A 20,774-nucleotide genomic window follows, 5' to 3' on the forward strand; every position below is an offset into this window, starting at 1 on the left:
TGCATTTCATTTAAAGGGGGGATCTTATGCCTTCACATACTTACTTTTTTACCGGTTTCCCCGGATTTATTGCCACCCGGCTGGTTGAAAAGTTGTTTGACCAGGATCCGTCTTCCCGTTTCCTGCTGTTGGTTCACCCCAGTCAACAAGAGAAGGCGGAAAAAGTGATTTCGCAATTAACGCAAAAGAAAGCAGGGTCCAGAGGATGTTTCATCCCGATCCCCGGCGACATTACCAAGGAAAATTTGGACATCCCGCAGCAACGCATGGAACGCCTCCGGGAGGAGATCGATTATGTTTTTCATTTGGCCGCGATTTATGACTTGGCGGTTTCCAAGGAGACCGCCTATAAGGTCAATGTGACCGGCACCCGGAATGTAAACGATTTCGTCTTAAGTTTATCCGGATTGAAGCGGTACGTCTATTTCAGTACCGCTTATGTATCGGGCAAGCGGACCGGCCGGATTTTGGAGACTGAATTGGATGAAGGACAGTCTTTTAAAAACCATTATGAAGCGAGCAAGTTTGAAGCGGAGGTTATCACTCAGAAGATCATGAAGCAAGTGCCTTTGACAATCATCCGGCCGGGAATTGTCATGGGAGATTCCAAAACGGGGGAAACGGTCAAGTTTGACGGACCTTACTTTGTGATGCGTTATTTGGACAAATTTTCCCGTTTCCCCATTCCTTATCCGGGCCGGGGGAAAGCCTTGTTAAATCTCGTGCCGGTGGATTATATCGTGGACGCAACGTGTTATTTGGCCACGCATCCGGTGGGGGAAGGAAAAGTGTATCATTTGACCGACCCCAACCCTTATCCGGCCCGGGAAGCGTTCGGTATCATTTGCGAGACACTGGTTGGAAAGAAAGCGTCCTTTACGCTGCCCTCTTTCATTGTATACGGTTTGCTTTCAATCCCCGCGTTTCGAAGGTGGTTGATGGTGGAAAAAGAGACCATCGAATACTTTCGCCTGAAGGCGGAATACGATTGCTCACAAGCGTTGGAAGATTTAAAAGATTCAGGGGTCAAGTGCGCGGATTTTAAAGATTACATTCAGGTTTGTGTCAAATTCTATGAAAATCACCGGCATGATCCGGACAAAATGATTGAAGTGCGGTAAGAAACAATAAAGCTTGTCGGCCGGATGACTTGGCGACAAGCTTTATTGTTGCGCTGATTAAGAAGCGGATGCCTCTTTGGATGCTTTTTGAAGATCCCGCTCTTTGCATTCCATGGTGCAATAGCCTTCATATTTTTCTTCGCATTCCGGACAACAAATGTGCTGTTTATGGCAAGGATCATATTTGCAATTGATGTAGCGGTCTTCCGGTTTTCCGCAATGGGAACATTTCCCGACGATCTTGTCTTCGACTTGATTGATGCGGACCGAGATCCGTTCATCAAACACATAACATTTTCCGTCAAAGAGTTGCCCTTTTACTTCCGGATCTTGGCTGTAGGTGATGATACCCCCGTCCAGCTGGTAAACTTCTTTAAACCCTTCTTCCAGCATCAGGGCCGTCAGTTTTTCACAACGGATGCCCCCGGTGCAATAAGTGATGATCGGTTTGTCTTTGTATTGGCTCATGTTTTTGCGAATCCATTCAGGGAACTCCCGGGTGGTTTTGACATCCGGGCGGATGGCTCCGCGAAAATGGCCGATGTCATACTCATAGTCGTTTCTTCCGTCTAATACGATCACGTCATCCCGTTGGAGCATTTCGTAAAATTCTTTGGGCGACAAACGTTTTCCCGTTTTTTTGTGGGGATCCACGTTCTTTTTCAAACGCCAGGTGACCAATTCTTTTTTCGGGCGTACAATCATTTTTTTGAATGCATGTTTGTGATGTTTGTCGACCTTAAAGGGCATATCATGGAACAACGGGTGCTGATGCATGTAATCCATATATTTTTGGGTTTGTTCAACTGTTCCCGACACGGTTCCGTTAATTCCTTCTTTGGAAACCCAAATCCGTCCCCGCAAGCCGAGTTCATTGCAAAATGCACGGTGTTCATCCGCAAAGGATTCCGGATCTTCCAAAGGTGTGTATTTATAGTAAAGGAGTACACGATAGTTTTGATCATTGGTTTCCATGTCTGATCACTTCCCCTTTTCAACAGTTTTCCCGAAAAAAGTCCTGCCTTTTAGTATACAACAGACATGAAAAAACGCAAAGTACGGCTTAAGGCCGAAGCCTATCGCACAAAGGCCTTTTTTCAATTATGATAATCAAAAAGACCAAAAGGTGGGAAGAAGTTGAAAGAACAAAACAAAGCCGTTTTTCTCGACCGGGACGGGGTTATCAACGAAGTGAAAACGGACCGGGTGGATCATGTCAACCGGCCGCAGGATTTCTATTTGCTTGAAAAAGTTCCGGAAGCGATTGCCAAATTAAGGGGACTCGGGTACAAAATTTTTGTGGTTACCAATCAAGGCGGTGTGGGGCTGGGTTATATCCAGGAAAAAACCTTGAAAAAAATCCATGAAAAAATGCAGGAAGATTTAATCGCCGGACATCCCGAAGCCATCATTGACGACATCTTGTATTGTCCCCATAAACCTTTTGAAGGTTGCTCTTGCCGCAAGCCCCAAGCCGGCATGATTCTGGAGCTGGCAAAGAAACATCAAGTGGATTTGTCCCGGTCATGGATGGTGGGGGACCGGCAAGTCGATCTGGAAGCGGGCAAAAGAGCGGGATGCCGGTCCATCCTGGTTTCGAGCGAATATACTCTGTGGGATTTTGCCTGTTCATTGGATCCAAAGGAGGAGTGATTTTCCTCCTTTTTTCTTTCCAAGCAAAAAAATCTCTGAATATAGCCCGAAGGAATCATGCGAAAAAGGAGGACTATAAATATAATAAACTCGGGATGGGGGTGCAAGATTGGCTACATTGGCAGTCGGATATCTGATCTGGATCGGGTTTACGGCTTATGTCATGATCATCGCCAACATACATAATCGTTGTCTGACCAAAATGACGGGCATGATGGTTTCCATGGGTGTGGCCATGATGAGCAGCCTGTTATTGGGAACCTTGCTCGGTGTTTTTCTGGAAACCATGATGGTTTCCACGGAAATTGCCATGGTGTTTGGGATGGTTGCCGGTTATTTTACCGGTAAACCGATACATCTTTTGGCTTCCCTGGACGGGTTGCTGGCAGGGATCATGGGAGGAATGATGGGGGCGATGCTGGGGGTGATGATAGTTCCCGAAAATTCGGCATGGACCCTGGCCGTGGTGATTGCCTCTTTTGTCATTGCCATGGCGTTGATCATTCAATTGATTGCACAGGAAATGAACAAAGCAGATAAAAAGAAGGAAGCCATGAGAGAAAAGAAAATCGCCGGTTGGGGGGTTTTGTTTTCGATCGCACTCATTATCGCATCGTTTCCTCTCAATGCGGTGTGGGTGGATGCTTTTCCGGCTTCCACAACAAATATCATCCAACCACACCACCATTAAAAAACGCCTGGATTCATTTTTCCAGGCGTTTTTTTGCTTTATAAATTCTTGAAGTTTTCCACTTGGGTTTGAATGGCCACTTCTGTGGGGAGGCGTTCAATGCTGGATGCGCCAAAGAACCCGTCCACGCCGTTGGTCATGGATAAAATCTCTTTCACGTCCTGCGGTTCGGCAATGGGGCCGCCATGACAAAGGATGATGATGTCGGGATTCACTTTTTTGGCGGCATCATGAATGGCCTGAATCCGTTCGGCGGATTTCTCCAAGGTCAGCGCCGTTTCCGCTCCAATCGAACCTTTGGTGGTAAGCCCCATATGCGCCACCAGGACATCGGCACCAGCTTCCGCCATGGCCACGGCTTCTTCTGTATTAAATACGTACGGACAGGTCAGCATATCCAGTTGGTGTGCTTCACGAATCATTTCGACTTCCAAATCAAAGCCCATTCCGGTTTCTTCGAGGTTTTGGCGGAAATTCCCGTCAAAAAGCCCGACGGTGGGGAAGTTTTGGACCCCGTCAAATCCCATTTCTTTCAGTTGCTTCAGGAAAACGGGCATTCTGCGGAAGGGATCGGTGCCGCAAACGCCGGCCAAAACAGGAGTGTTTTGGACAATCGGCAACACTTCTGAAGCCATTTCCACCACAATGGCATTGGCGTCTCCATAGGGGAGCAAACCGGCCAAAGACCCGCGTCCGGCCATGCGATAACGGCCGGAATTATAAATAATGATGATGTCGGCTCCGCCTCGTTCGGCAAATTTTGCAGAAATTCCGGTTCCGGCCCCGCAACCGATAATCGGCTTTCCTTGCTGAAGAGTGTTTCTTAAACGTTTGAGTGATTCTTCTCTGCTGATAAATGGCATGATGTCAAACTCCCTTCATTCGCTTTCTTTTTGAATCAGTTCCATCAATTTTTTCGTCACGGCATCAGCAAATTCCGGATCATTAATATTGCAATCCAATTCGTAGACCGGGATGTCCGGATTGGTGTATTGCTTGATGGCATCAAACAGTGCTTGGTCGGCTTCCGGCCACCAAAATTCTTTTCCGGGAGCGTCCAGTTCGGAAACGCCTTTTAAGGGAAGAAAGACGGCGACTTCTCCTTTGGACCGGTTGATTTTTTCCGCCAGGATCCGGCCCAGATTTTCATTTTCTTCAGGGGTGGTTCTCATTAATGTGATGTTATCGTTCCAATAATAAAAAAGTCGGTCTTTGAATTTTTCCGGCACGGTGGCAGGTCCCCAAAAGTTCACCATGTCCAGGCACCCTGGTGCCACGACTTGAGGCAATGCCCACTTGGCGGCAGCATCCATCCGGGTGGGGCCTGCCGACAGCACACCTCCCACCAGTTCATCGGCCAATTCTGTCGTGGTAATGTCCAACACCCCGGTTATGTATCCCTGACCAATCAAATATTCCATGGTTTTCCCGCCGGTGCCGGTGGCGTGAAACACCAATACTTCATAGTCTTTTTGTTCCAGCAAATGTTTGCATTGATTCACCAGCGTGGTGGTGTTTCCAAACATGGAGGCGGTGATCAAAGGTTTGGTATCGATGGGCGGCACCTCGGCTTCCAGCATGCCGATAATGGCACCGACGGCATTGGAATAAATTTTGGCGCTGATCCGGTTGACTCCGGCCACATCCAAAACCGACGGAATCATGACAATATCGCTGATCCCCACATAAGGCTTTGTATCGCCGGAGGCCACCGTGCTCACCATCACCTTCGGGACTCCCACCGGAAGGGCTTGCAAGCCGGATGTACCGATCATGGTCCCGTTGGATCCTCCCATCGAAAAACCAGCATCAATTTTTCCTTCCAGAAAAAGCTCCTTCATAATGACGGCGATTCCCCGTGTCATGACAGACATGGCATGGGATTTATCAGCTTTTTTCCGAAGCTCTTCCAAAGAGCTCCCGCCGGCTTCCGCCACTTTTTCGGCAGAAATATCCGGATCAAAAAACGGCTCTCCCAAAACACCTGTGTCAATAACAAAGGCTTGGTGCCCGTGTTTTTCGATTTCCTGCTTGATAAATGCATAGTCATGCCCTTTGGTATCCAGTGCACCAATGACAGCAATGGTTTTGCCCATTTCGATCCTCCTTGCATGTTGAGTTAGGATGCTTTTAGAGAAAAACCCTTATAAATAACATTTAGTTATAAATGTTATATTCCCTTCATTATATCAATTATTTTTCTTGTGATTTTTTAGAAAAACTTTTTTAAGGCTAAATTTTCGGCTTCAAACAGCGGAGGGATATGAGGAGAAAAGCTTGGAACCATGCTTTGTTTGATTTAAAGTGTGAAGATTATTGTATAATAATATTTAACGTATCGAATTTTTAAGTGATGCCGAAAACCGGCATCATCCTTTTTTTAGAGAAAGGGAGGACCTTTGGTGGATACCGCACAACAATCCATGTCGGCAAAAAGACCAATGTCCAAGGGGAAAGTATGGACATTCAGCACGACGCATATGATGAATGATTTGGTGACAACCGGCATTGTCCCGGCGTTATTGCCGCTGTATCAGCAAGCTTTTGGTTTGACTTACACGCAATCGGGGCTCATTATTCTTGCTTCTTATATCACTTCATCTGTCATGCAGCCATTGTTTGGCGCATGGACGGATCGCAAACCGATGGTCTGGATGTTGCCGCTCGGTGTGTTTATCTCCGTGATGGGATTGGCACTGACCGGTTGGGCGCCCAGTTATGGCTGGGTTTTGTTTCTGATCGCCTTGTCCGGTCTCGGCTCCGGGATTTTCCACCCGGAAGCCTCCCGGGGAACCCACTTTGCTTCAGGAAATACCAAAGGGCTGGCGCAGGCGATTTTTCAGGTGGGCGGTAACGGCGGCCAAGCTTTGGGACCGTTGATGATTCCGTTGTTTTTGGTTTATACGGGAAAAGAAGGGCTCATCTGGTTCAGCGTGCTGGCAGTGATCGCGCTCTTCCTGCTGATGCGTTTATTGCCTTGGTATAAAGAACAGGTGAGCAGGTCGCAGGCAGCCAAAAAACAATCCAAAGGAAAAAACCACTGGACGGGGGTTTTTTGGCTGGTCATTGTGATCACATTGCGGTCTTGGTGCCAAGTTGGGGTTTCCGCTTTTTTGCCTTTTTTCTTTTTGCATCAAATGAACATGTCTTACAGCCAAGCAGAGGTGTTAAACTTCGTATTTCTGGGTGCCGGCGCGTTGGGAACGTTTATCGGCGGGGCGTTATCTGATTATTTGGGTATCAAACGCTGGTTGGTCGGTTCCTTGCTCGCTTCGGTTCCCTTTGCCGTATGGTTGCCTTATGCCCAAGGGGTTTCGATGTGGCTAGTGATTTTTTTGTTTGGTTTTTTTGTTTTATCTTCTTTTGCCGTGACAGTGGTCTATATGCAGAAATTGCTGCCCCGCAATATCGCCATGGCTTCCGGGCTGGCCATCGGTTTTGGCGTCGGAGCCGGGGGAATCGGAGCCACGCTCATGGGATATCTGATCGACTTATTCGGGGTGCCCACCATTTTATCATTTATTTCCGCATTGCCCATTTTGGCGGCTCTTTGTGCGTTCATGGTTCCGGATGAAAGAAAACTGATTGCATAAACAGTTTCAGAATCCTCCCGGTTTAAAGTGCACGGGAGGTTTTTTTGAACCATCGGCCTGGCTTGGCAAACAATGTTTGTTTCGTTGATGAAAGATTGGCGTGAATGATTTATGCTGACAGTAATACGAATCAAAGAAGCAGGAGGGAAAAGAATGAAACCACTCAACAACAAGGTGGCCGTGATCACCGGAAGCAGCCGGGGCATCGGTGCCGCCACGGCCGTGTTATTCGCCAAGGCCGGAGCCGATGTTGTCATTAATTATCATCATTCTGAAAAAGAGGCTTTGCAGGTACTTGAAAAAGTGAAAGCCGCCGGGAAAAAAGGCATTGTGGTGAAAGCGGATGTCCGGAAGGAAGAAGATGTGAAAAAGTTGGTGGACCGGACCGTTCAGGCATTCGGAAAAGTGGATATCCTCATCAACAATGCCAACATTGCCTTTGCGTTCAAGCCGTTTATGGAGATGAGCTGGGAGGAGTTTTCCGTCAAGTTGAACGACGAAATGCGTTCGGCTTTCCATCTTTGCCAGGCTGTGGTTCCGCATATGGAAAAACAGGGAAGAGGAAAAATCGTCTTGATTTCCAGCGGGTTATCCCGAACACCCGCGGAAGGGTTTATCGCTCACGGCACAGCCAAAGCGGCCATCGTGTCCTTTGCAAAATACCTGGCACTGGAATTGGGTCCCAAAAATATCCGGACCAATGTGATTGCCCCCGGTTTGGTGCTGACCGATGCGACAAAAGACCAACCGAAAGAAATGCATGAATCCATCCGGAATGTCACGCCTTTGCGACGCCTGGCTCAACCGGAGGATGTGGCCGGGGCTGTTTTGAGTTTGGTGGCTGATTGGAATCCGTTTATGAATGGCGCTTATCTCCCTGTCAACGGAGGAAATGACATGGATTGATGACAAGCATTTCAGAGTTTGAAAAAAGCCGGTAAATTACCGGCTTTTTTTGCAATTGGAGGTTGATCAAAGCGGAAAAGAAGTATATCATTAGAATGATTACTTTTTGATAATTATTCTAATTTAGGAGGATAAAAATGAAAGTTTATGATTACCATCATCTCAACCATGTGAAAGAACAGCACACCTCCCGAAAAACCTTGTGGATCACCCTGGCATTAACCGTCTTTTTCACAGTGGTTGAGGTGGCAGGCGGCTTGTTATCCAATTCGCTGGCTTTGTTGTCTGATTCTGCCCATATGATTTCCGATGTTTTTGCATTGGGCCTGAGTTTGACGGCTAGTTACATGGCCACTCGAAATCCGGACGGAAAATACACATTTGGTTTTCTCCGGTTTGAAATCATTGCGTCCTTTTTAAACGGGTTGGCCCTGGTTGTGATTGCAATCGGAATTTTTATCGAAGGCATCCGCCGGCTCATTGAACCCCGGGAGATCGATAAGCCTTTGATGTTGACCATTGCGGTCATCGGTTTGATTGTCAATATTGTGTTGACGGTGATTTTAAGCCGCAGTTCCAAGGAAGAAGAAAATCTGAACATCAAAAGTGCTCTCTGGCATTTTATCGGAGATTTGCTGAGCTCCGTGGGGATCATTGTTTCCTTCATCCTGATCTCCGTGACCGGGCTTTTGATTTTTGATCCGCTGATCAGCATGGTGATTGGAGGAATCATTTTTTACGGCGGTTCCAAAATCCTTTACGAATCTTATTTCATTCTGATGGAAGCCGTGCCGGAAAAGTTTGATCTGGAATCCGTCCGGCAAGATATCGGCGAGGTAGAAGGCGTTCAGGATGTACATGAGCTTCATTTATGGGCGGTTTCCACAGACCATTATTCGCTGACAGCTCATGTGTTTATTGATGATGCGGCAGAACCTTTTCTTGTGATCAAGGCCATCAATGAGACGCTCTGCCAAAAACACGGAATCGTCCATTCCACCGTCCAGATTGAACATCCTGCCGTTCATGATCACGGGGAGTACGGAAAACGTTTCTTGGCCGTCAATTGAGGAAAACTTCAAGGTCTAAATGCCGGGAATCCACATATAAAAAGTCTTGACAACAATCATCCCAAGGAGGTTATTCCATGTCGGACGACTCGATGTTTCCTGCCCGGTGGTATGCAGTCGCATGGTCGTCGGAGCTGAAAAAGAAGCCCCTCAAAAAAAGGATCGCCGGCCGGGATATCGTGTTATTCCGGGGAGAAGACAATGCCCCACATGCCATTCATGCCTATTGCCCCCATCGGGGAGCCGACCTTTCGTTGGGATCTTGTGCAGACGGAGGAATCCGGTGCCCTTTTCATGGTTGGTTGTTTCAAGGAGACGGAAGATGTACGGATATTCCATCCCAGCCCGGAGCAAGGATTCCTGAATTCGCCCATGCCACGGCATACAGGGTGATGGAGAAAGCCGGGCTGATCTGGGTTTATCCGTCCAATCATCCCCATGATGAGCTGACATTGTTTCCAGAACTGGAGGATCCCGACCTCCGGCTTGTTCCTTTTCAATCCACATGGAAAGCCCATTTTACACGGGTGGTGGAAAGCGTCTTGGATGTGGCTCATCTTCCGGTTGTTCACCGCCGGACGATCGGAAGAAAATCTTCACTGGATGTAAAAATTCAATTTCAAGCGGATGGGGATTGGATTCGGATCGAGAACAACCATACCGAATTGGAGTACCGGTTTCCGCAACAATGGATATTACGCCCGCGATCCCGCGGAAAACACCGGTTGATTAATTTTGTGACGTTTACGCCGGTCGATTCTCATTCCACGGATATCCGGGGATATATCGGCCGAAATTTTGCCAAATCATTTTTGATCGATAAAATCTTGTCCCAATTCAGTCTCAAGGTGCTGAAAGAGGATCAGGAAATCGTGGAAAGTCAACATCCGCGGCCCATTCCGGAATCTCTCCGTTTGGAAGCGCATGTTGCGGCAGACGGACCCCAAGTCCGGTTCCGAAACCGGTGGTATTCCTTTTTGACCGGCAAGGAGCCAAAACTATTTTCCGCTGCAGATCATTTTGAATATTGAGACAGTTGGTCGCAAGAGGGGAGAAGAGAGGGGAAAACCGGTGTTAAATCGACCGCGAAAATCGAACGTATATTCGTGAAAAATCCAAAATTGCCTCAGAGCGAATCTGATGCGTTTTTAAGAGGCGTTTGGTTCTTTTGGACATATGGGTCATGAATAAAAAAAGAGGGGCCTTACAAACAAAATTTGAAGGCCTTTATTTTTTTTGCTAATTCCCATTTCTTTCTTTTTTATCCTTTGTTATCCAATCGGTCGGTCAACTCTTCAATATCGGAAATCAACGTATGCAGAGTAAAAGACTCTGTTTGGTTAATGGATTCAATCCGGTCTGCGGCCCGGCGCATGATTTTAGCTGCCTGCTTGAGATCTTGCACGGAAAGTTGCATTTGATACTCTTTATCCATTCTTTCACCTCGCCAAAAAATCGGTACCTTTGCATCTGTTGAAAAACAGCAGAGAAATGTAACATGAAATAGACATGTTCCCATGTTATCAAAAAAACGCCGGGAGGAAAATGACCATGGGTATTGGCCCGAATCTTGTCATATCTGTATGTTTTGCGCTTTTAACACTGGTTTATTTTTTGCTTCAACGGCATTACGGGGCGGATGTTCGCCTGTGGATGCTTATTTATTTTCCCGTACTCATATTTGCCATGACCTTCAGCTTTAATCATTGGCAACAACCGTTAAAAAAATTCGCTGACTGGTTGAAAGAGCAGGTGCAAGCAGGTTTTTGGAAATGTATCATGATCATTGCGGGTATGGTTCTTTTCTGGGTGATTGCCATCATCTTGTTGATCGCGGTTCCGCTAGCTATTTTTGAGCCGGAAGTTGCAAATCAATGATCTCCATATCCCAATGGTTGTTAAAAATCATGGATTCCAGGTATCATGAAATAAACATGTTTCCCATGTCACCAAAAAATCGCAGGAGGGGGATGCGAATGAAAGTCGGTAAAAATTTATTATACTCTGCATTATACGCTTTAATTATGCTTGGTCTCATATTGATGAGAAAAAATTTTGATGGTGAAGAGTTTCCTCAATGGATGGTCGTTTATTTACCTGTTTTATTTTTTTTCGCAACCTTTTGCATCCTTCATTGGAAGAAACCCTTGAGAAGAACCTTGGACCGTATGAATGAATGGGCATATGACATGAGCTTTCGGAAAATCATCGTCATGATCTTAAGTATCTTGGTTTTTTCAGTGGTTGTCGTCGGCGTCTTTTTTGTATTGCCCATCATTATCTTTGAATCCTGAATCCAACTGATCCATTGATACATATGATATACAGGATTTTACAAAAACAATTTTTTCGGAAAGATGGATAGCAGATAGCGGGTAAATATCAAAACGCTTGAGAAACCGGATTAAGGTACTCAGGCGTTTTTTGTGTTTATTGTATATATCTAAAAGTAAATCATTTTCACGAATCCAATCTGATTATCAGAACGGATTTCTGATTGGAAATAAATGTGAAACAGACAACCAAAACTCGTAGTAATAAATGGTTTTTCTGGAAATAAACAGTTGATTCCTCCCTCGAAAACCCGTTATATACAGTTACAAAATTTATATTTTGTAACGTTGCAGGTTGATGGGGAGAAAGATCAGGCTTCGACATCTCAAAAAATGGCATTTTCCCACTTGTTGTCATCTCATTAAGAAAAGTTAACTATAGTTTTGAGAAATAAAAAATATTTATTTGTATATCGAAGCATTCGTGTTGAAAATCGAATAAAAAACCAGACGATTATTTCTTTTATTTTTGAAAATGATTTAATCCTGATTTCTGATGTTTCTGTATTGACAGAGAACCTTATTTATGGATGAGGCCGTTCCGGTTGTGAAATAAAAGCCCCCCTCCCCGCCGCGCAAAGAATGAATTTGATTTCCCCTGACGGTTCGGACGTTCATGATGAGAACCGCCGGGTTATCCGATATAGATCGCGAGATAATCATACCAGATTTTCAAAAATGTGATGGCGATGACAAGAGTCAAGCCGACCCGCAATGTGCGAGGGTTTGCTTTTTTGCTGACCATCGCTCCTGCCGGCGAAGCGATCAGTCCGGAAACTGCCAGAATGACAGAAGGAATCAGCAAGATCTGATCGGAAACCAATTTGGCCGCCACGGATCCGGATGAAGATACAAAGGCGATCGCAAGCGACGTGGCGATGGCGGTGCGGGTGGGTGTTTTAAAAGACAAACAGCAAGACCGGCACCAGAATAAACGAACCGGACGAACCAATGACACCGGAAAAAATCCCGATGACCAACGCAACCCCCATCACTGCTGCAGGGTGAGAAGCGATTGGACGAGCCGCGGTTTCTTTTGGTTCTTTCTCGGAGCGAAACATCATCCATACCGCCATGGTGGCCAGGATGGCGTAGATCAAATGAATCCATGTTTCACTCAGCCATTTGGAACCATATCCGCCAAGAAAACTCCCGGCCAATACGGCCGTTCCCATATAAACGGTTAGCGATTTATTGAGGGCTCCCTCTTTTCCGTGAACAACAAGCCCCGCCATGGACGTAATAAACACTTGAACCGCAACCATCCCTGCTGCGTTATGCGCGGAAAATGCAGGAAATCCAAATAATGGCGGAAGATACAACAACATCGGATATTGAATGATGGCTTCGTCAACAGCGTTGAAAGTCTCTTTCCTCTTGCCGGCAAAAAAACAAAAAGAACATGAAAGAATCATGTTCTTTTCGAAGGGTTTGACTTGAACAGTTTGACAAACTTCCGCTTCACTTTTAACCGCTCGTGGTCAAACAGTCCGTTTTTCATTTTCTCCATCAATTCTTCCCTGCTTAATAATCCTTCGCGATACATCCGGTTCAGTTTTTTTCTTTCTTCATACGATGGTTTGCGTCCTTGCGTCATAGATGATTCCCACCTCGGTGTTTAAGATCGTTGTAGACCAGTGGAAAGAGCAAACTGGCAAACAATGCAGCCCGTTCAATTTCGATATCTTCATAAGCATCAACAGGCGCTCCGGTAATGGTCAGAACCCCTATCCGGGTGGGTTCCATCATTCCGGCTTTGATCGGCACACATAATATGGTGCGATATACCTTGCGTGAATTCTTTTTTTGGTCATATTCATAATCCAGGGATTCGACATCAGGCACATAATAAATTTCTTTTGTTCTCCATGCACGACCCGCTGCACTGCCATGGATCGGGGGTTCATATATTTTTACGCGGTGAGAGTGTCCGCTGGAATGGGCGAAATGCACAAGAACATCATTTTTTTCAGGATGTTTGACGTGAATGATGACCCGGGGTTGCTTTTTTCGGAAATTTTTCAGCGTGTTCACCAGATAGTCCAGCAAATTCATGAAGATTTCATCGCGGTTTTGCCGGAAGCGGTTTTGATCGGCGATGGCCGCGGCCACTTCTTCAATGGTATACATAATTTGAGACATGGTGTAGGTTTCATCGTTGTATTTGCTGTCCAATTCTTCATATAAACTTTTTAAAATCTCAATTTCATCTTCCGCTTTGGCCAATTGGGTATTCTGTTGATCAATCTGCTGGTCTTTTTCTTTTAACAAATCCATTAATTCTTGCCGGTCCTGTTCCAGAAGCAGCACTTTCTTTTCCAGCTCTTCTTTCTCGTTTCGGCAAGTGTCCAGTTGGATCATGGCCATTTGGCTGTTTTGGTCCCCTTCTTCCAAACTGCGGCCCAACCAATCATTTTTTCCTGTGGCATAACGATAAATATGGATCACCAAGGTGGCTGTCAGACCGACAGCAATAATAATCACTAAAAAGTCAAAAAACCATCCTGAATTTTTATTTAACATCTCCAGTAACTCGATAAGATCTTCCGTCATTGTTCCGCTCCCTGTTTTATAAAGATCAGTCTTTTGCAATGTCTGGATGGATTGTTTGAGTTTTTAGATCCTGAATGATATGAAGTTTCTGTTATTGATTCCATTATACAACAAAACGACAAACAGATATTAATATTTTAAAACAAGAAAAAAAGTTATATTTTTATGAATAAATAGAAATGAACCCGGAATTGCATTAGAATATTCATGACGTCAAATGATCAGGGGGATGGTTCATGAACGGACAATCGCCGTTCCAAAAGTTGAGCGGTTCTTTGGATGCCTGGAAGAAAAAATCTTCGGGGATTTGGGGGATCTGGATGGAAGATCTGAACACCGGAGAAAAATGGATTTGGAATGAAAAGCAACCTTTTGTGGCAGCCAGCATGATCAAAGTACCGGTGATGGTGGCGGTTTACCGGGCCCATGCGCTAGGAAAACTTTGCTTGAGCGATCGGATTGAATTAAGACGGGAAGACAGAGTCGGCGGTTCGGGGGTTTTGCAGCATCTTTCATATGGAACGAAATTTACCATTCAAGACTTGGTCACCTTGATGATCATCCAAAGCGATAATACAGCAACCAACCTTTTGATTGACCGGTTGGGGAAAGAATTTGTCCAAGAAACACTCCTTGCACTGGAAATGACCGATACGGTTTTCATCAACCGCCTCCATATTGTCCCGGCCGGCTCGAATAAAACCAATCAAATCACTGCCAAAGACATGGCCCGTTGTTTCCGGCTGCTGGCAACCGGTCAAGCCGTTTCCCGTGATGCCAGCCGAAAGATGGTCGAAATATTAAAAAAACAACAATGGCGGAATTGCCTGCCCGGACGGCTTCCTCCCTCCGATTCCGAAATCATCGGCAGTCTGCCACGATGGGAAATGGCGCACAAAACCGGGTGGGTCAACCAAACGCTTCACGACGGGGGAATTTTATACATCGCTTCCCATTCCTTGATCTTGGTGGTATTAAGCAGCGGGCTGGATCATCATCAATCGCAACGGGAAATCAACCATATCGGCAAATGGGTTTACGATGCCTATACCCAGGCCTCCCGATGAAAAACGGGCCGGCTGATCTTTTTTAACCGTTTTATTCCAATTATGGTACCATACGAATGGGACGAAATATCCAACCGTCAACAAATCACACGGGAAAGGTTGATTCAAATGTTTGTAAAAGTCGCCTCGGATGTGCTCGGATTGAGTGAGATCGGGTCCGTGATCAAACCGGAAGATTATGACAAAGTTGAATCGGACGATTTTGTGATGCACGAAGATAATGAGAGAATCTATTTTTTGATCAAATCCAAAACCGATGAGTATTGTTTCACGAATAAAGCGTTAATTCATCTGGACGGAACCAGCGCAACAAGCAAAAAACGTTCTCTTTATCGCTTTGATTACAGCACGCACAAGATTTCGGAAGTGACGCTTGAAACCGCCGGAACCGTCGATTTGGACATCGAACTCAAATTCAAGATCGGATCCAGGATTTTCACCATTGATGTCCATAAAAAATATTTGAACGAGTTGAAGGACTTATACAAAGCGTTACTGAAAATCGCTGAAATCTCCCATGATAATGAAATCATCCTGGAATACGCCAACCGGAGCCTCAATTTGGCTTCATCCACTTTAAGCCATCTCCGGAGCACTGAACACAATCCGGTCGAGCAATTCAAGGAGTTAAATCAGGCGGCATTCTCTTGGCTCGTCGAAGCGAGAAAACAGTATCATGTCAAAGATTACGGGTTTGTGTTTGAACGTTATATCAACCGCTGATGAACATGCATTTTTAAAAAAGTCCTCTTTATCGATCCAAAGAGGACTTTTTTGTGACCACACCGCAAAAATCATCATTGAAATAAACGCTTACAATGACTGAACATCGATCACGATCCGCCCTTTGACGTCGCCGCTTAAAATCTTTTCGCTTAAAGCCGGAACATCGCGAAGGCCGTGAACTTCGGTGAGTTGGTCCAAAAGTTCTGCCGGCAAAAGTTCCGACAGACGGTTCCACGCTTGGGTTCTTTCATCCGCCGGGCAGGTGTTGGAGTCGATGCCGACCAATTTGATTCCGCGCAAAATAAATGGATATACCGTGGTGTGAAGCGAATGGCTTCCGGCCAAGCCACAAGCGGCCACGGTTCCGTAATAGCTCATCTCACTCAACACATGAGCCAACGTGTCACCGCCCACCACGTCCACTGCGCCTCCCCACCGTTGGGATTCCAGCGGACGGGACGCTTTGGAAAGTTCTTTCCTGTCAATGATTTTGCTTGCACCCAGGGATTTTAAAAAGTCATGGTTGTCCGGACTTCCGGTCGATGCGGCAACCGTATATCCCAGACGGGACAAAATGGCTACGGCCAAGCTTCCGACCCCTCCGGATGCCCCGGTAACCAAAATCGGTTTTTCCCGGTTGATTCCATGCCGCTCTAAAGCCGACACGGCCAGCATGGCCGTAAGCCCTGCGGTCCCCAGACTCATGGCATGTTTCAATTGAAGGCCGGACGGGAGCGGAACCAGCCATTCGGGTTTCGCGGTTGCGTATTCGGCATATCCTCCCCAGTGTGTTTCTCCGGTTCCCCATCCGGTTAAAATCACCTTGTCGCCGGGTTGAAATGCGCTGTTTTTGGATTTGACCACCGTGCCGCCCAAATCGATACCGGGAACCATGGGGAATTTGCGGACGATTTTCCCGCGATTTAAAACGGCCATTCCGTCTTTGTAATTCAAGCTGGAATACTGAACGCGAATCAGAACATCTTCTTCCGGCAAGTCCTTGATCTTCAGTGTTTGAAAAGAATGGGAATATTGATCTTGCTTCCGGTCCACAACCAATGCGATAAATTCACGATCTTGCACAGCAACAACCTCCTTCAAGCAAATACTTCTCTATTTCCAACATAATTCCTTTCCGATACAATAAGAAGTACGCGAAGAAAAGGAAAAGGAGACATCAGAATGATTCCTCAATACCTTGCGCGAATCGGTGTTCAACCTCCGGTTCCGGTCCATCTTCCCGGCCTCACCAGGTTAATGCAAAAACACCAACAACACATCCACTTTGAAAACCTGGATATTCTCTCCGGCCGGTCCATTCAGTTGGATCCAAACTCCCTCTTTCAAAAAATCATAATTAATCACCGCGGAGGCGTTTGCTTTGAGTTAAACGGCCTGTTTCATTTGCTCTTAAACGAATTGGGGTTTGACGTGCAAATGGTTGCAGGAACGGTATACGAACCGTCCAGCCGTGATTGGGGATTGGAAGGAACCCACCTGGCCAATCTTGTTTATCTGAATGATGAAAAATATCTGGTTGATGTGGGTTTTGGCGGAAACGCCCCGCGTCGGCCGGTTCCATTATCCGGAGAAGTTGTGCAAGATATTGCCGGACAATACCGGATCCGTTCCAACCCGGATCGATACGTCCTGGAGAAAAAAGAGCCCGGGGCTGAAAGTTGGCAGGTCTTATACCGGTTTACAGGGGAAGCGAAAACATTTCAGGATTTTCATGAAGCTTGCCGTTTAATCGAAACTTCCCCCCGCTCTCCTTTTAATCGCTCCATTTATATCTCCAAAATGACGCCGGACGGCAGAGTCTCTTTGATCGGCCGAAAGCTGGTTCAAGTGACCCCGTCCGGAAAAGAAAAAAGAGAAGTGAGCGAAAACGAACTGCCCGCTTTGATCCGGGAAATATTCCAAATCAGGTGGGAATCACCGGAGGCTCAGTGATTTGAACCCTTCCCCGCTCGGAATCCATTCTCACTTTTCCGCCAATGGGCAATGTGAAATTGGGTCGGCAATGTCCGGCGGAAAGGCCGTAAAAGCAAGGGATGCCGAGCGGGGCGAAAAAGGTTTCAATCATTTCCCGAAACGGGAGGGAAGGTTTGTCGCGGCCGGGTTCGGCGAGCCGGAAATCAGAGAGAATCACTCCCCGCACATGTTCAAACTTGCCGGCCAGCCGCAATTGATTCAGCATGCCGTCGATGGCATACACTTCTTCATTCACATCTTCCAGAAGCAAAATTTTGTCCCGGGTGTCCACCTCATAAGGGGTTCCCACGGCCGAACGCAACAAACTCAGATTGCCGCCGGTCAGTTCTCCTTCCGCCACGCCGGGAACAATGGAAAAGAAGTGTTCATTCGGGGTGTAACTCTTCACATCCCGGCCGGATAAGACGGAAAACAATACGCCCCAACTTTCTTCATCGTACCGTTCGCCGGACAATTCCGCACCCATCGGGCCGTGAAAAGTGACAAGGCCGCAGATTTGCCGGATGGCAATGTGAAGCGCCGTGATATCGCTGTATCCCACAAAAATTTTCGGATGGTGGCGAATCACTTCATAATCGATCCGGTCGATGATGCGCAAACTTCCATATCCGCCTCTCAAACAAAAAACGGCTTTCACCTCCGGATCGAGAAACATCGCTTCCAAATCATCTTTCCGGTATGAATCTTTCCCGGCCAAATATCCATACGCCTTGCCGGCCGATTTTCCGGTTTTCACCGGATAACCAAAGCCGGAAAGCATGCGGATGCAATCTTCCAACTCTTTTTCGCGAACCGGACCAGCCGGTGCAATCAGGCCGATGGTATCCCCGGGCCGCAAAGCTTCAGGTTTTATCACCAAACCCAAATTCCCCCACCTCTTGTCGTCAGAATAAAAAAGGGAACACAAAGGCAACCCAAACCACAACGGCTGCGACATAAATCGAAAGAAGCAGCCAAACGATTTTTCTGCGGCGTTTGACATAACCTTGGTTTTGTTCCGGACTCTGGTTGACCCCTAATCGGATCGTGATGATCAACGAGAACAAAATGCAAAGTCCGACAAAAATCCAGAGCCAACTGTTTTGGAACAATGACATAACCCCTTTTCCAAAGTATTATCTATCCCCCCTATCATATCATGGCTTTTGTGCTTTGCAATCTCAGGTAAAAAGAAAACACCTTGAGACGGACTCAAGGTGTTTTCTGTCAGGAGATGAGTTCGATGATCAATGTTGTCATGCTTTTACCAAGCGGATCGGCAAGTTTTTCAACGACTGTCCCACACCGGAAGCAATCAAATGATCGGTTAATTTAAAGTTTTCCACCGGATGGATGTCGGCAAAGCTTTGGACAAAGGTGGTCAGTGCAATTCTGGCTTCCATGCGGGCCAGCGGAGCCCCCAGGCAGAAATGCGGTCCGGATCCGAACGTGAGGTGTTGCTTGTTATTGGGACGATGGATGTCAAAGGTTTCCGCATTGGCGAATTGGGCTTCATCCCGGTTTGCCGATCCGGCCCATGCAATGATCATTTGCCCTTTCTTCATCAAAGGGCCGAAGACATTGGTGTCTTTTACGATCCGGCGGTCATTGGAGGCCGGAAAGCGGAAACGAAGCACTTCTTCAATCAGATTGGGGACAAGGGAGATATCCTCGCGCAACTCTTGATAAACCCCCGGTTGATCGAACAACATGCAATAAAATATATTAGCAATGAGCATGGTTGTGGTTTCATTACCGGCACCGAGCAACCCTCTGCTGGAATCAACAACTTCTTCATCACTTAACCGTTCGCCGTGAAGTTCGGCCCGGGTCAGGTCGGAAATGATGTCATCAGCAGGGTTTTTGCGTTTTTCTTGCACAATGGGATATAAGTATTCGCGGAATTCTTTCAAAGCTTGTTGTTTTTTCTCGGCAATATCGTCATAGTGTTCTTTTTCATAGGGACGGAACAAGATATCGGACCAATGCTTGATCAAACGCCAGTCTTTGTTGGGAACCCCCAGCAGATCGGCAATGACAGTGACGGGTAACGGAACGGCCAGTTTCTCCACGATATCCACCGTTTCGTGTTTTTCCATTTCGGCAATCAAGTCATTGACAATGGCTTGGATCCGCGGTTCCCATGAATCCAGGCTGCGGGGGGTGAAAGCTTTGGCCAACAGCGCACGTCTTTTGCGATGTTCCGGCGGGTCACAAAAGTTGATATTGGCCCGGTTGTCCGTTCTGGGAGTGGGGATCAAACTTCTGGTTTTTACGTTGGAGAAAAGTTCATGATCGGACAGGACCCGTTTGGCATGATCATACAAAAACACATTCCATACGTCTTGTTCTTCATCGTAATATACCGGATGGTTTTCTCTCATTTCTTTGTACCATGCATAAGGCTCCCATTGCTCTTCTTTGGTTTTGAGTTTGGAGATTTCAGGAACGATGATGGTGTTGTTGGTATCACTCAACGAAAATCCCTCCCTATGTTAGGATAACATATGATAAATTAACTTAGAATATGACGCCGGAGCGATTCGCAAAAATTTCAAATCAAGGTGATGTCCATGTATGCAGAAATATTGATTTTGGGGGAACTGATGTCAGGTCCCAAACATGGTTATGAAATCAAACGCAACATCCAAAACGCACTCGGCGATGAATTTGAAATCAACAACAACTTGTTGTATCCCGCGTTGCGCCGTTTTGTGGAAATGGGCGCCATTTCCAAAGAAGTGATTCAGTCAGAAGGAAAACCAAACCGCCACGTCTATTGTTTGACCGAAACCGGGGAGGAAATCTTTCTGGAAATGATCTGTGACTTCCCGGGTAAACTGGCGGCAAGACAAATCGAATTTTTAGTCAGGGTGGCATTATTTGACCGGTTGGAACCGGAAATACAACAAGAAATTATGCAAAACAGACAGGAAGTGTTACAAAAAAAACTGGAATACTACCGGAAGGTTGAACAAGATCATGTGCAAAACCCTTATGTATTGAAAGTGATCGATTTCCAAAAAGCCCAGGCGGAGCTCGAATTGGACTGGATTCAAAGCCTGTCGCAAGAGATTGATTAATAAA

25 protein-coding genes are annotated in these 20,774 nt (G+C 46.3%); 13 read left to right on the top strand and 12 right to left on the bottom strand.

Going from position 1 to position 20,774, the window contains the following annotated elements; genetic code table 11:
• Positions 1-26: 26 nt before the first annotated feature.
• The gene (locus tag I8U23_RS01820) at positions 27-1,121 is read left to right on the top strand and encodes an SDR family oxidoreductase (RefSeq protein ID WP_037995350.1); all 1,095 of its coding nucleotides are present in this window, start codon (positions 27-29) and stop codon (positions 1,119-1,121) included.
• 57 nt (positions 1,122-1,178) lie between these two features.
• On the opposite strand, the gene trhO is transcribed toward I8U23_RS01820, so the two are convergent.
• Complete coding sequence (gene trhO / locus I8U23_RS01825; protein WP_049720086.1) at positions 1,179-2,096, bottom strand: oxygen-dependent tRNA uridine(34) hydroxylase TrhO; 918 nt, start codon at positions 2,094-2,096, stop codon at positions 1,179-1,181.
• Positions 2,097-2,258: 162 nt separating this feature from the next.
• On the opposite strand from trhO, the gene I8U23_RS01830 reads away from it, so the two are divergent.
• Complete coding sequence (locus I8U23_RS01830) at positions 2,259-2,774, top strand: D-glycero-alpha-D-manno-heptose-1,7-bisphosphate 7-phosphatase (protein WP_037995342.1); 516 nt, start codon at positions 2,259-2,261, stop codon at positions 2,772-2,774.
• Positions 2,775-2,883: 109 nt separating this feature from the next.
• Positions 2,884-3,465 (top strand): hypothetical protein, encoded by a 582-nt coding sequence (locus I8U23_RS01835; RefSeq protein ID WP_131470929.1) that lies wholly within the window; start codon positions 2,884-2,886, stop codon positions 3,463-3,465.
• A 38-nt stretch (positions 3,466-3,503) separates the two neighbouring features.
• Here I8U23_RS01835 and I8U23_RS01840 read toward each other — a convergent pair whose 3' ends face one another.
• On the bottom strand, positions 3,504-4,328 hold the full coding sequence (locus tag I8U23_RS01840; protein ID WP_037995341.1) for a phosphoenolpyruvate hydrolase family protein: 825 nt from the start codon (positions 4,326-4,328) through the stop codon (positions 3,504-3,506).
• 15 nt (positions 4,329-4,343) lie between these two features.
• A complete protein-coding gene (locus I8U23_RS01845; RefSeq protein ID WP_198050644.1) occupies positions 4,344-5,561 on the bottom strand; it encodes a Tm-1-like ATP-binding domain-containing protein in 1,218 nt (405 codons plus the stop codon).
• A gap of 306 nt (positions 5,562-5,867) precedes the next feature.
• Here I8U23_RS01845 and I8U23_RS01850 point away from each other — a divergent pair, with 306 nt between their 5' ends.
• The 4 genes from I8U23_RS01850 to I8U23_RS01865 all read left to right on the top strand — a co-directional run bounded on the left by I8U23_RS01850 (position 5,868) and on the right by I8U23_RS01865 (position 10,065).
• On the top strand, positions 5,868-7,058 hold the full coding sequence (locus I8U23_RS01850; protein ID WP_231564594.1) for an MFS transporter: 1,191 nt from the start codon (positions 5,868-5,870) through the stop codon (positions 7,056-7,058).
• A gap of 153 nt (positions 7,059-7,211) precedes the next feature.
• On the top strand, positions 7,212-7,964 hold the full coding sequence (locus I8U23_RS01855; protein WP_037995339.1) for an SDR family NAD(P)-dependent oxidoreductase: 753 nt from the start codon (positions 7,212-7,214) through the stop codon (positions 7,962-7,964).
• Between the two features lie 137 nt (positions 7,965-8,101).
• On the top strand, positions 8,102-9,034 hold the full coding sequence (locus I8U23_RS01860) for a cation diffusion facilitator family transporter (RefSeq protein WP_049720089.1): 933 nt from the start codon (positions 8,102-8,104) through the stop codon (positions 9,032-9,034).
• Positions 9,035-9,111: 77 nt separating this feature from the next.
• A complete protein-coding gene (locus tag I8U23_RS01865) occupies positions 9,112-10,065 on the top strand; it encodes an aromatic ring-hydroxylating oxygenase subunit alpha (RefSeq protein WP_049720090.1) in 954 nt (317 codons plus the stop codon).
• 230 nt (positions 10,066-10,295) lie between these two features.
• Here I8U23_RS01865 and I8U23_RS01870 read toward each other — a convergent pair whose 3' ends face one another.
• Complete coding sequence (locus tag I8U23_RS01870) at positions 10,296-10,469, bottom strand: hypothetical protein (protein WP_165489746.1); 174 nt, start codon at positions 10,467-10,469, stop codon at positions 10,296-10,298.
• A 116-nt stretch (positions 10,470-10,585) separates the two neighbouring features.
• Between I8U23_RS01870 and I8U23_RS01875 the strand changes: the two genes are divergently transcribed.
• Positions 10,586-10,912, top strand: a complete 327-nt coding sequence (locus I8U23_RS01875; RefSeq protein WP_049720091.1) for a hypothetical protein — start codon at positions 10,586-10,588, stop codon at positions 10,910-10,912.
• 98 nt (positions 10,913-11,010) lie between these two features.
• Positions 11,011-11,328 (top strand): hypothetical protein, encoded by a 318-nt coding sequence (locus I8U23_RS01880; protein WP_049720092.1) that lies wholly within the window; start codon positions 11,011-11,013, stop codon positions 11,326-11,328.
• 673 nt (positions 11,329-12,001) lie between these two features.
• Here I8U23_RS01880 and I8U23_RS01885 read toward each other — a convergent pair.
• From I8U23_RS01885 to I8U23_RS01900, 4 genes are read right to left on the bottom strand one after another with little or no spacing between them, the layout of a single operon-like run.
• Positions 12,002-12,277 (bottom strand): TSUP family transporter, encoded by a 276-nt coding sequence (locus I8U23_RS01885; RefSeq protein WP_049720093.1) that lies wholly within the window; start codon positions 12,275-12,277, stop codon positions 12,002-12,004.
• The gene (locus tag I8U23_RS01890) at positions 12,267-12,782 is read right to left on the bottom strand and encodes a sulfite exporter TauE/SafE family protein (protein WP_198050645.1); all 516 of its coding nucleotides are present in this window, start codon (positions 12,780-12,782) and stop codon (positions 12,267-12,269) included. The genes I8U23_RS01885 and I8U23_RS01890 overlap by 11 nt, the downstream gene beginning before the upstream one ends.
• Positions 12,779-12,964, bottom strand: a complete 186-nt coding sequence (locus I8U23_RS01895; RefSeq protein ID WP_049720095.1) for a hypothetical protein — start codon at positions 12,962-12,964, stop codon at positions 12,779-12,781. Before I8U23_RS01895 ends, I8U23_RS01890 begins: the two co-directional genes overlap by 4 nt.
• Positions 12,961-13,920 (bottom strand): GAF domain-containing protein, encoded by a 960-nt coding sequence (locus tag I8U23_RS01900; protein ID WP_198050646.1) that lies wholly within the window; start codon positions 13,918-13,920, stop codon positions 12,961-12,963. Before I8U23_RS01900 ends, I8U23_RS01895 begins: the two co-directional genes overlap by 4 nt.
• Positions 13,921-14,156: 236 nt before the next feature.
• Between I8U23_RS01900 and I8U23_RS01905 the strand changes: the two genes are divergently transcribed.
• Together I8U23_RS01905 and I8U23_RS01910 are read left to right on the top strand one after the other, a co-directional pair.
• Positions 14,157-14,987, top strand: coding sequence for a serine hydrolase (locus tag I8U23_RS01905; protein ID WP_198050647.1), 831 nt, complete (start codon positions 14,157-14,159; stop codon positions 14,985-14,987).
• 108 nt (positions 14,988-15,095) lie between these two features.
• Positions 15,096-15,710, top strand: a complete 615-nt coding sequence (locus tag I8U23_RS01910) for a PH domain-containing protein (RefSeq protein WP_198050648.1) — start codon at positions 15,096-15,098, stop codon at positions 15,708-15,710.
• A gap of 90 nt (positions 15,711-15,800) precedes the next feature.
• Here I8U23_RS01910 and I8U23_RS01915 read toward each other — a convergent pair whose 3' ends face one another.
• Positions 15,801-16,796 (bottom strand): MDR family oxidoreductase, encoded by a 996-nt coding sequence (locus I8U23_RS01915; RefSeq protein WP_049720099.1) that lies wholly within the window; start codon positions 16,794-16,796, stop codon positions 15,801-15,803.
• 99 nt (positions 16,797-16,895) lie between these two features.
• On the opposite strand from I8U23_RS01915, the gene I8U23_RS01920 reads away from it, so the two are divergent.
• Positions 16,896-17,666, top strand: coding sequence for an arylamine N-acetyltransferase family protein (locus I8U23_RS01920; protein WP_198050649.1), 771 nt, complete (start codon positions 16,896-16,898; stop codon positions 17,664-17,666).
• Here I8U23_RS01920 and I8U23_RS01925 read toward each other — a convergent pair.
• The 3 genes from I8U23_RS01925 to I8U23_RS01935 form a co-directional block, all read right to left on the bottom strand.
• Entirely contained in the window at positions 17,638-18,564 is a 927-nt protein-coding gene (locus tag I8U23_RS01925) for a S66 peptidase family protein (RefSeq protein WP_340712051.1), read from the bottom strand. The genes I8U23_RS01920 and I8U23_RS01925 overlap by 29 nt on opposite strands.
• A gap of 28 nt (positions 18,565-18,592) precedes the next feature.
• Positions 18,593-18,799 (bottom strand): hypothetical protein, encoded by a 207-nt coding sequence (locus I8U23_RS01930; RefSeq protein WP_165489744.1) that lies wholly within the window; start codon positions 18,797-18,799, stop codon positions 18,593-18,595.
• A 144-nt stretch (positions 18,800-18,943) separates the two neighbouring features.
• Positions 18,944-20,164, bottom strand: coding sequence for a cytochrome P450 (locus I8U23_RS01935; protein ID WP_037994450.1), 1,221 nt, complete (start codon positions 20,162-20,164; stop codon positions 18,944-18,946).
• A gap of 96 nt (positions 20,165-20,260) precedes the next feature.
• On the opposite strand from I8U23_RS01935, the gene I8U23_RS01940 reads away from it, so the two are divergent.
• The gene (locus I8U23_RS01940) at positions 20,261-20,770 is read left to right on the top strand and encodes a PadR family transcriptional regulator (RefSeq protein ID WP_037994448.1); all 510 of its coding nucleotides are present in this window, start codon (positions 20,261-20,263) and stop codon (positions 20,768-20,770) included.
• The last annotated feature ends 4 nt before the right edge of the window (positions 20,771-20,774 follow it).

Origin of the sequence: Thermoactinomyces sp. CICC 10735 (assembly GCF_016055175.1) — a bacterium.
Taxonomy (GTDB): domain Bacteria; phylum Bacillota; class Bacilli; order Thermoactinomycetales; family Thermoactinomycetaceae; genus Thermoactinomyces; species Thermoactinomyces vulgaris.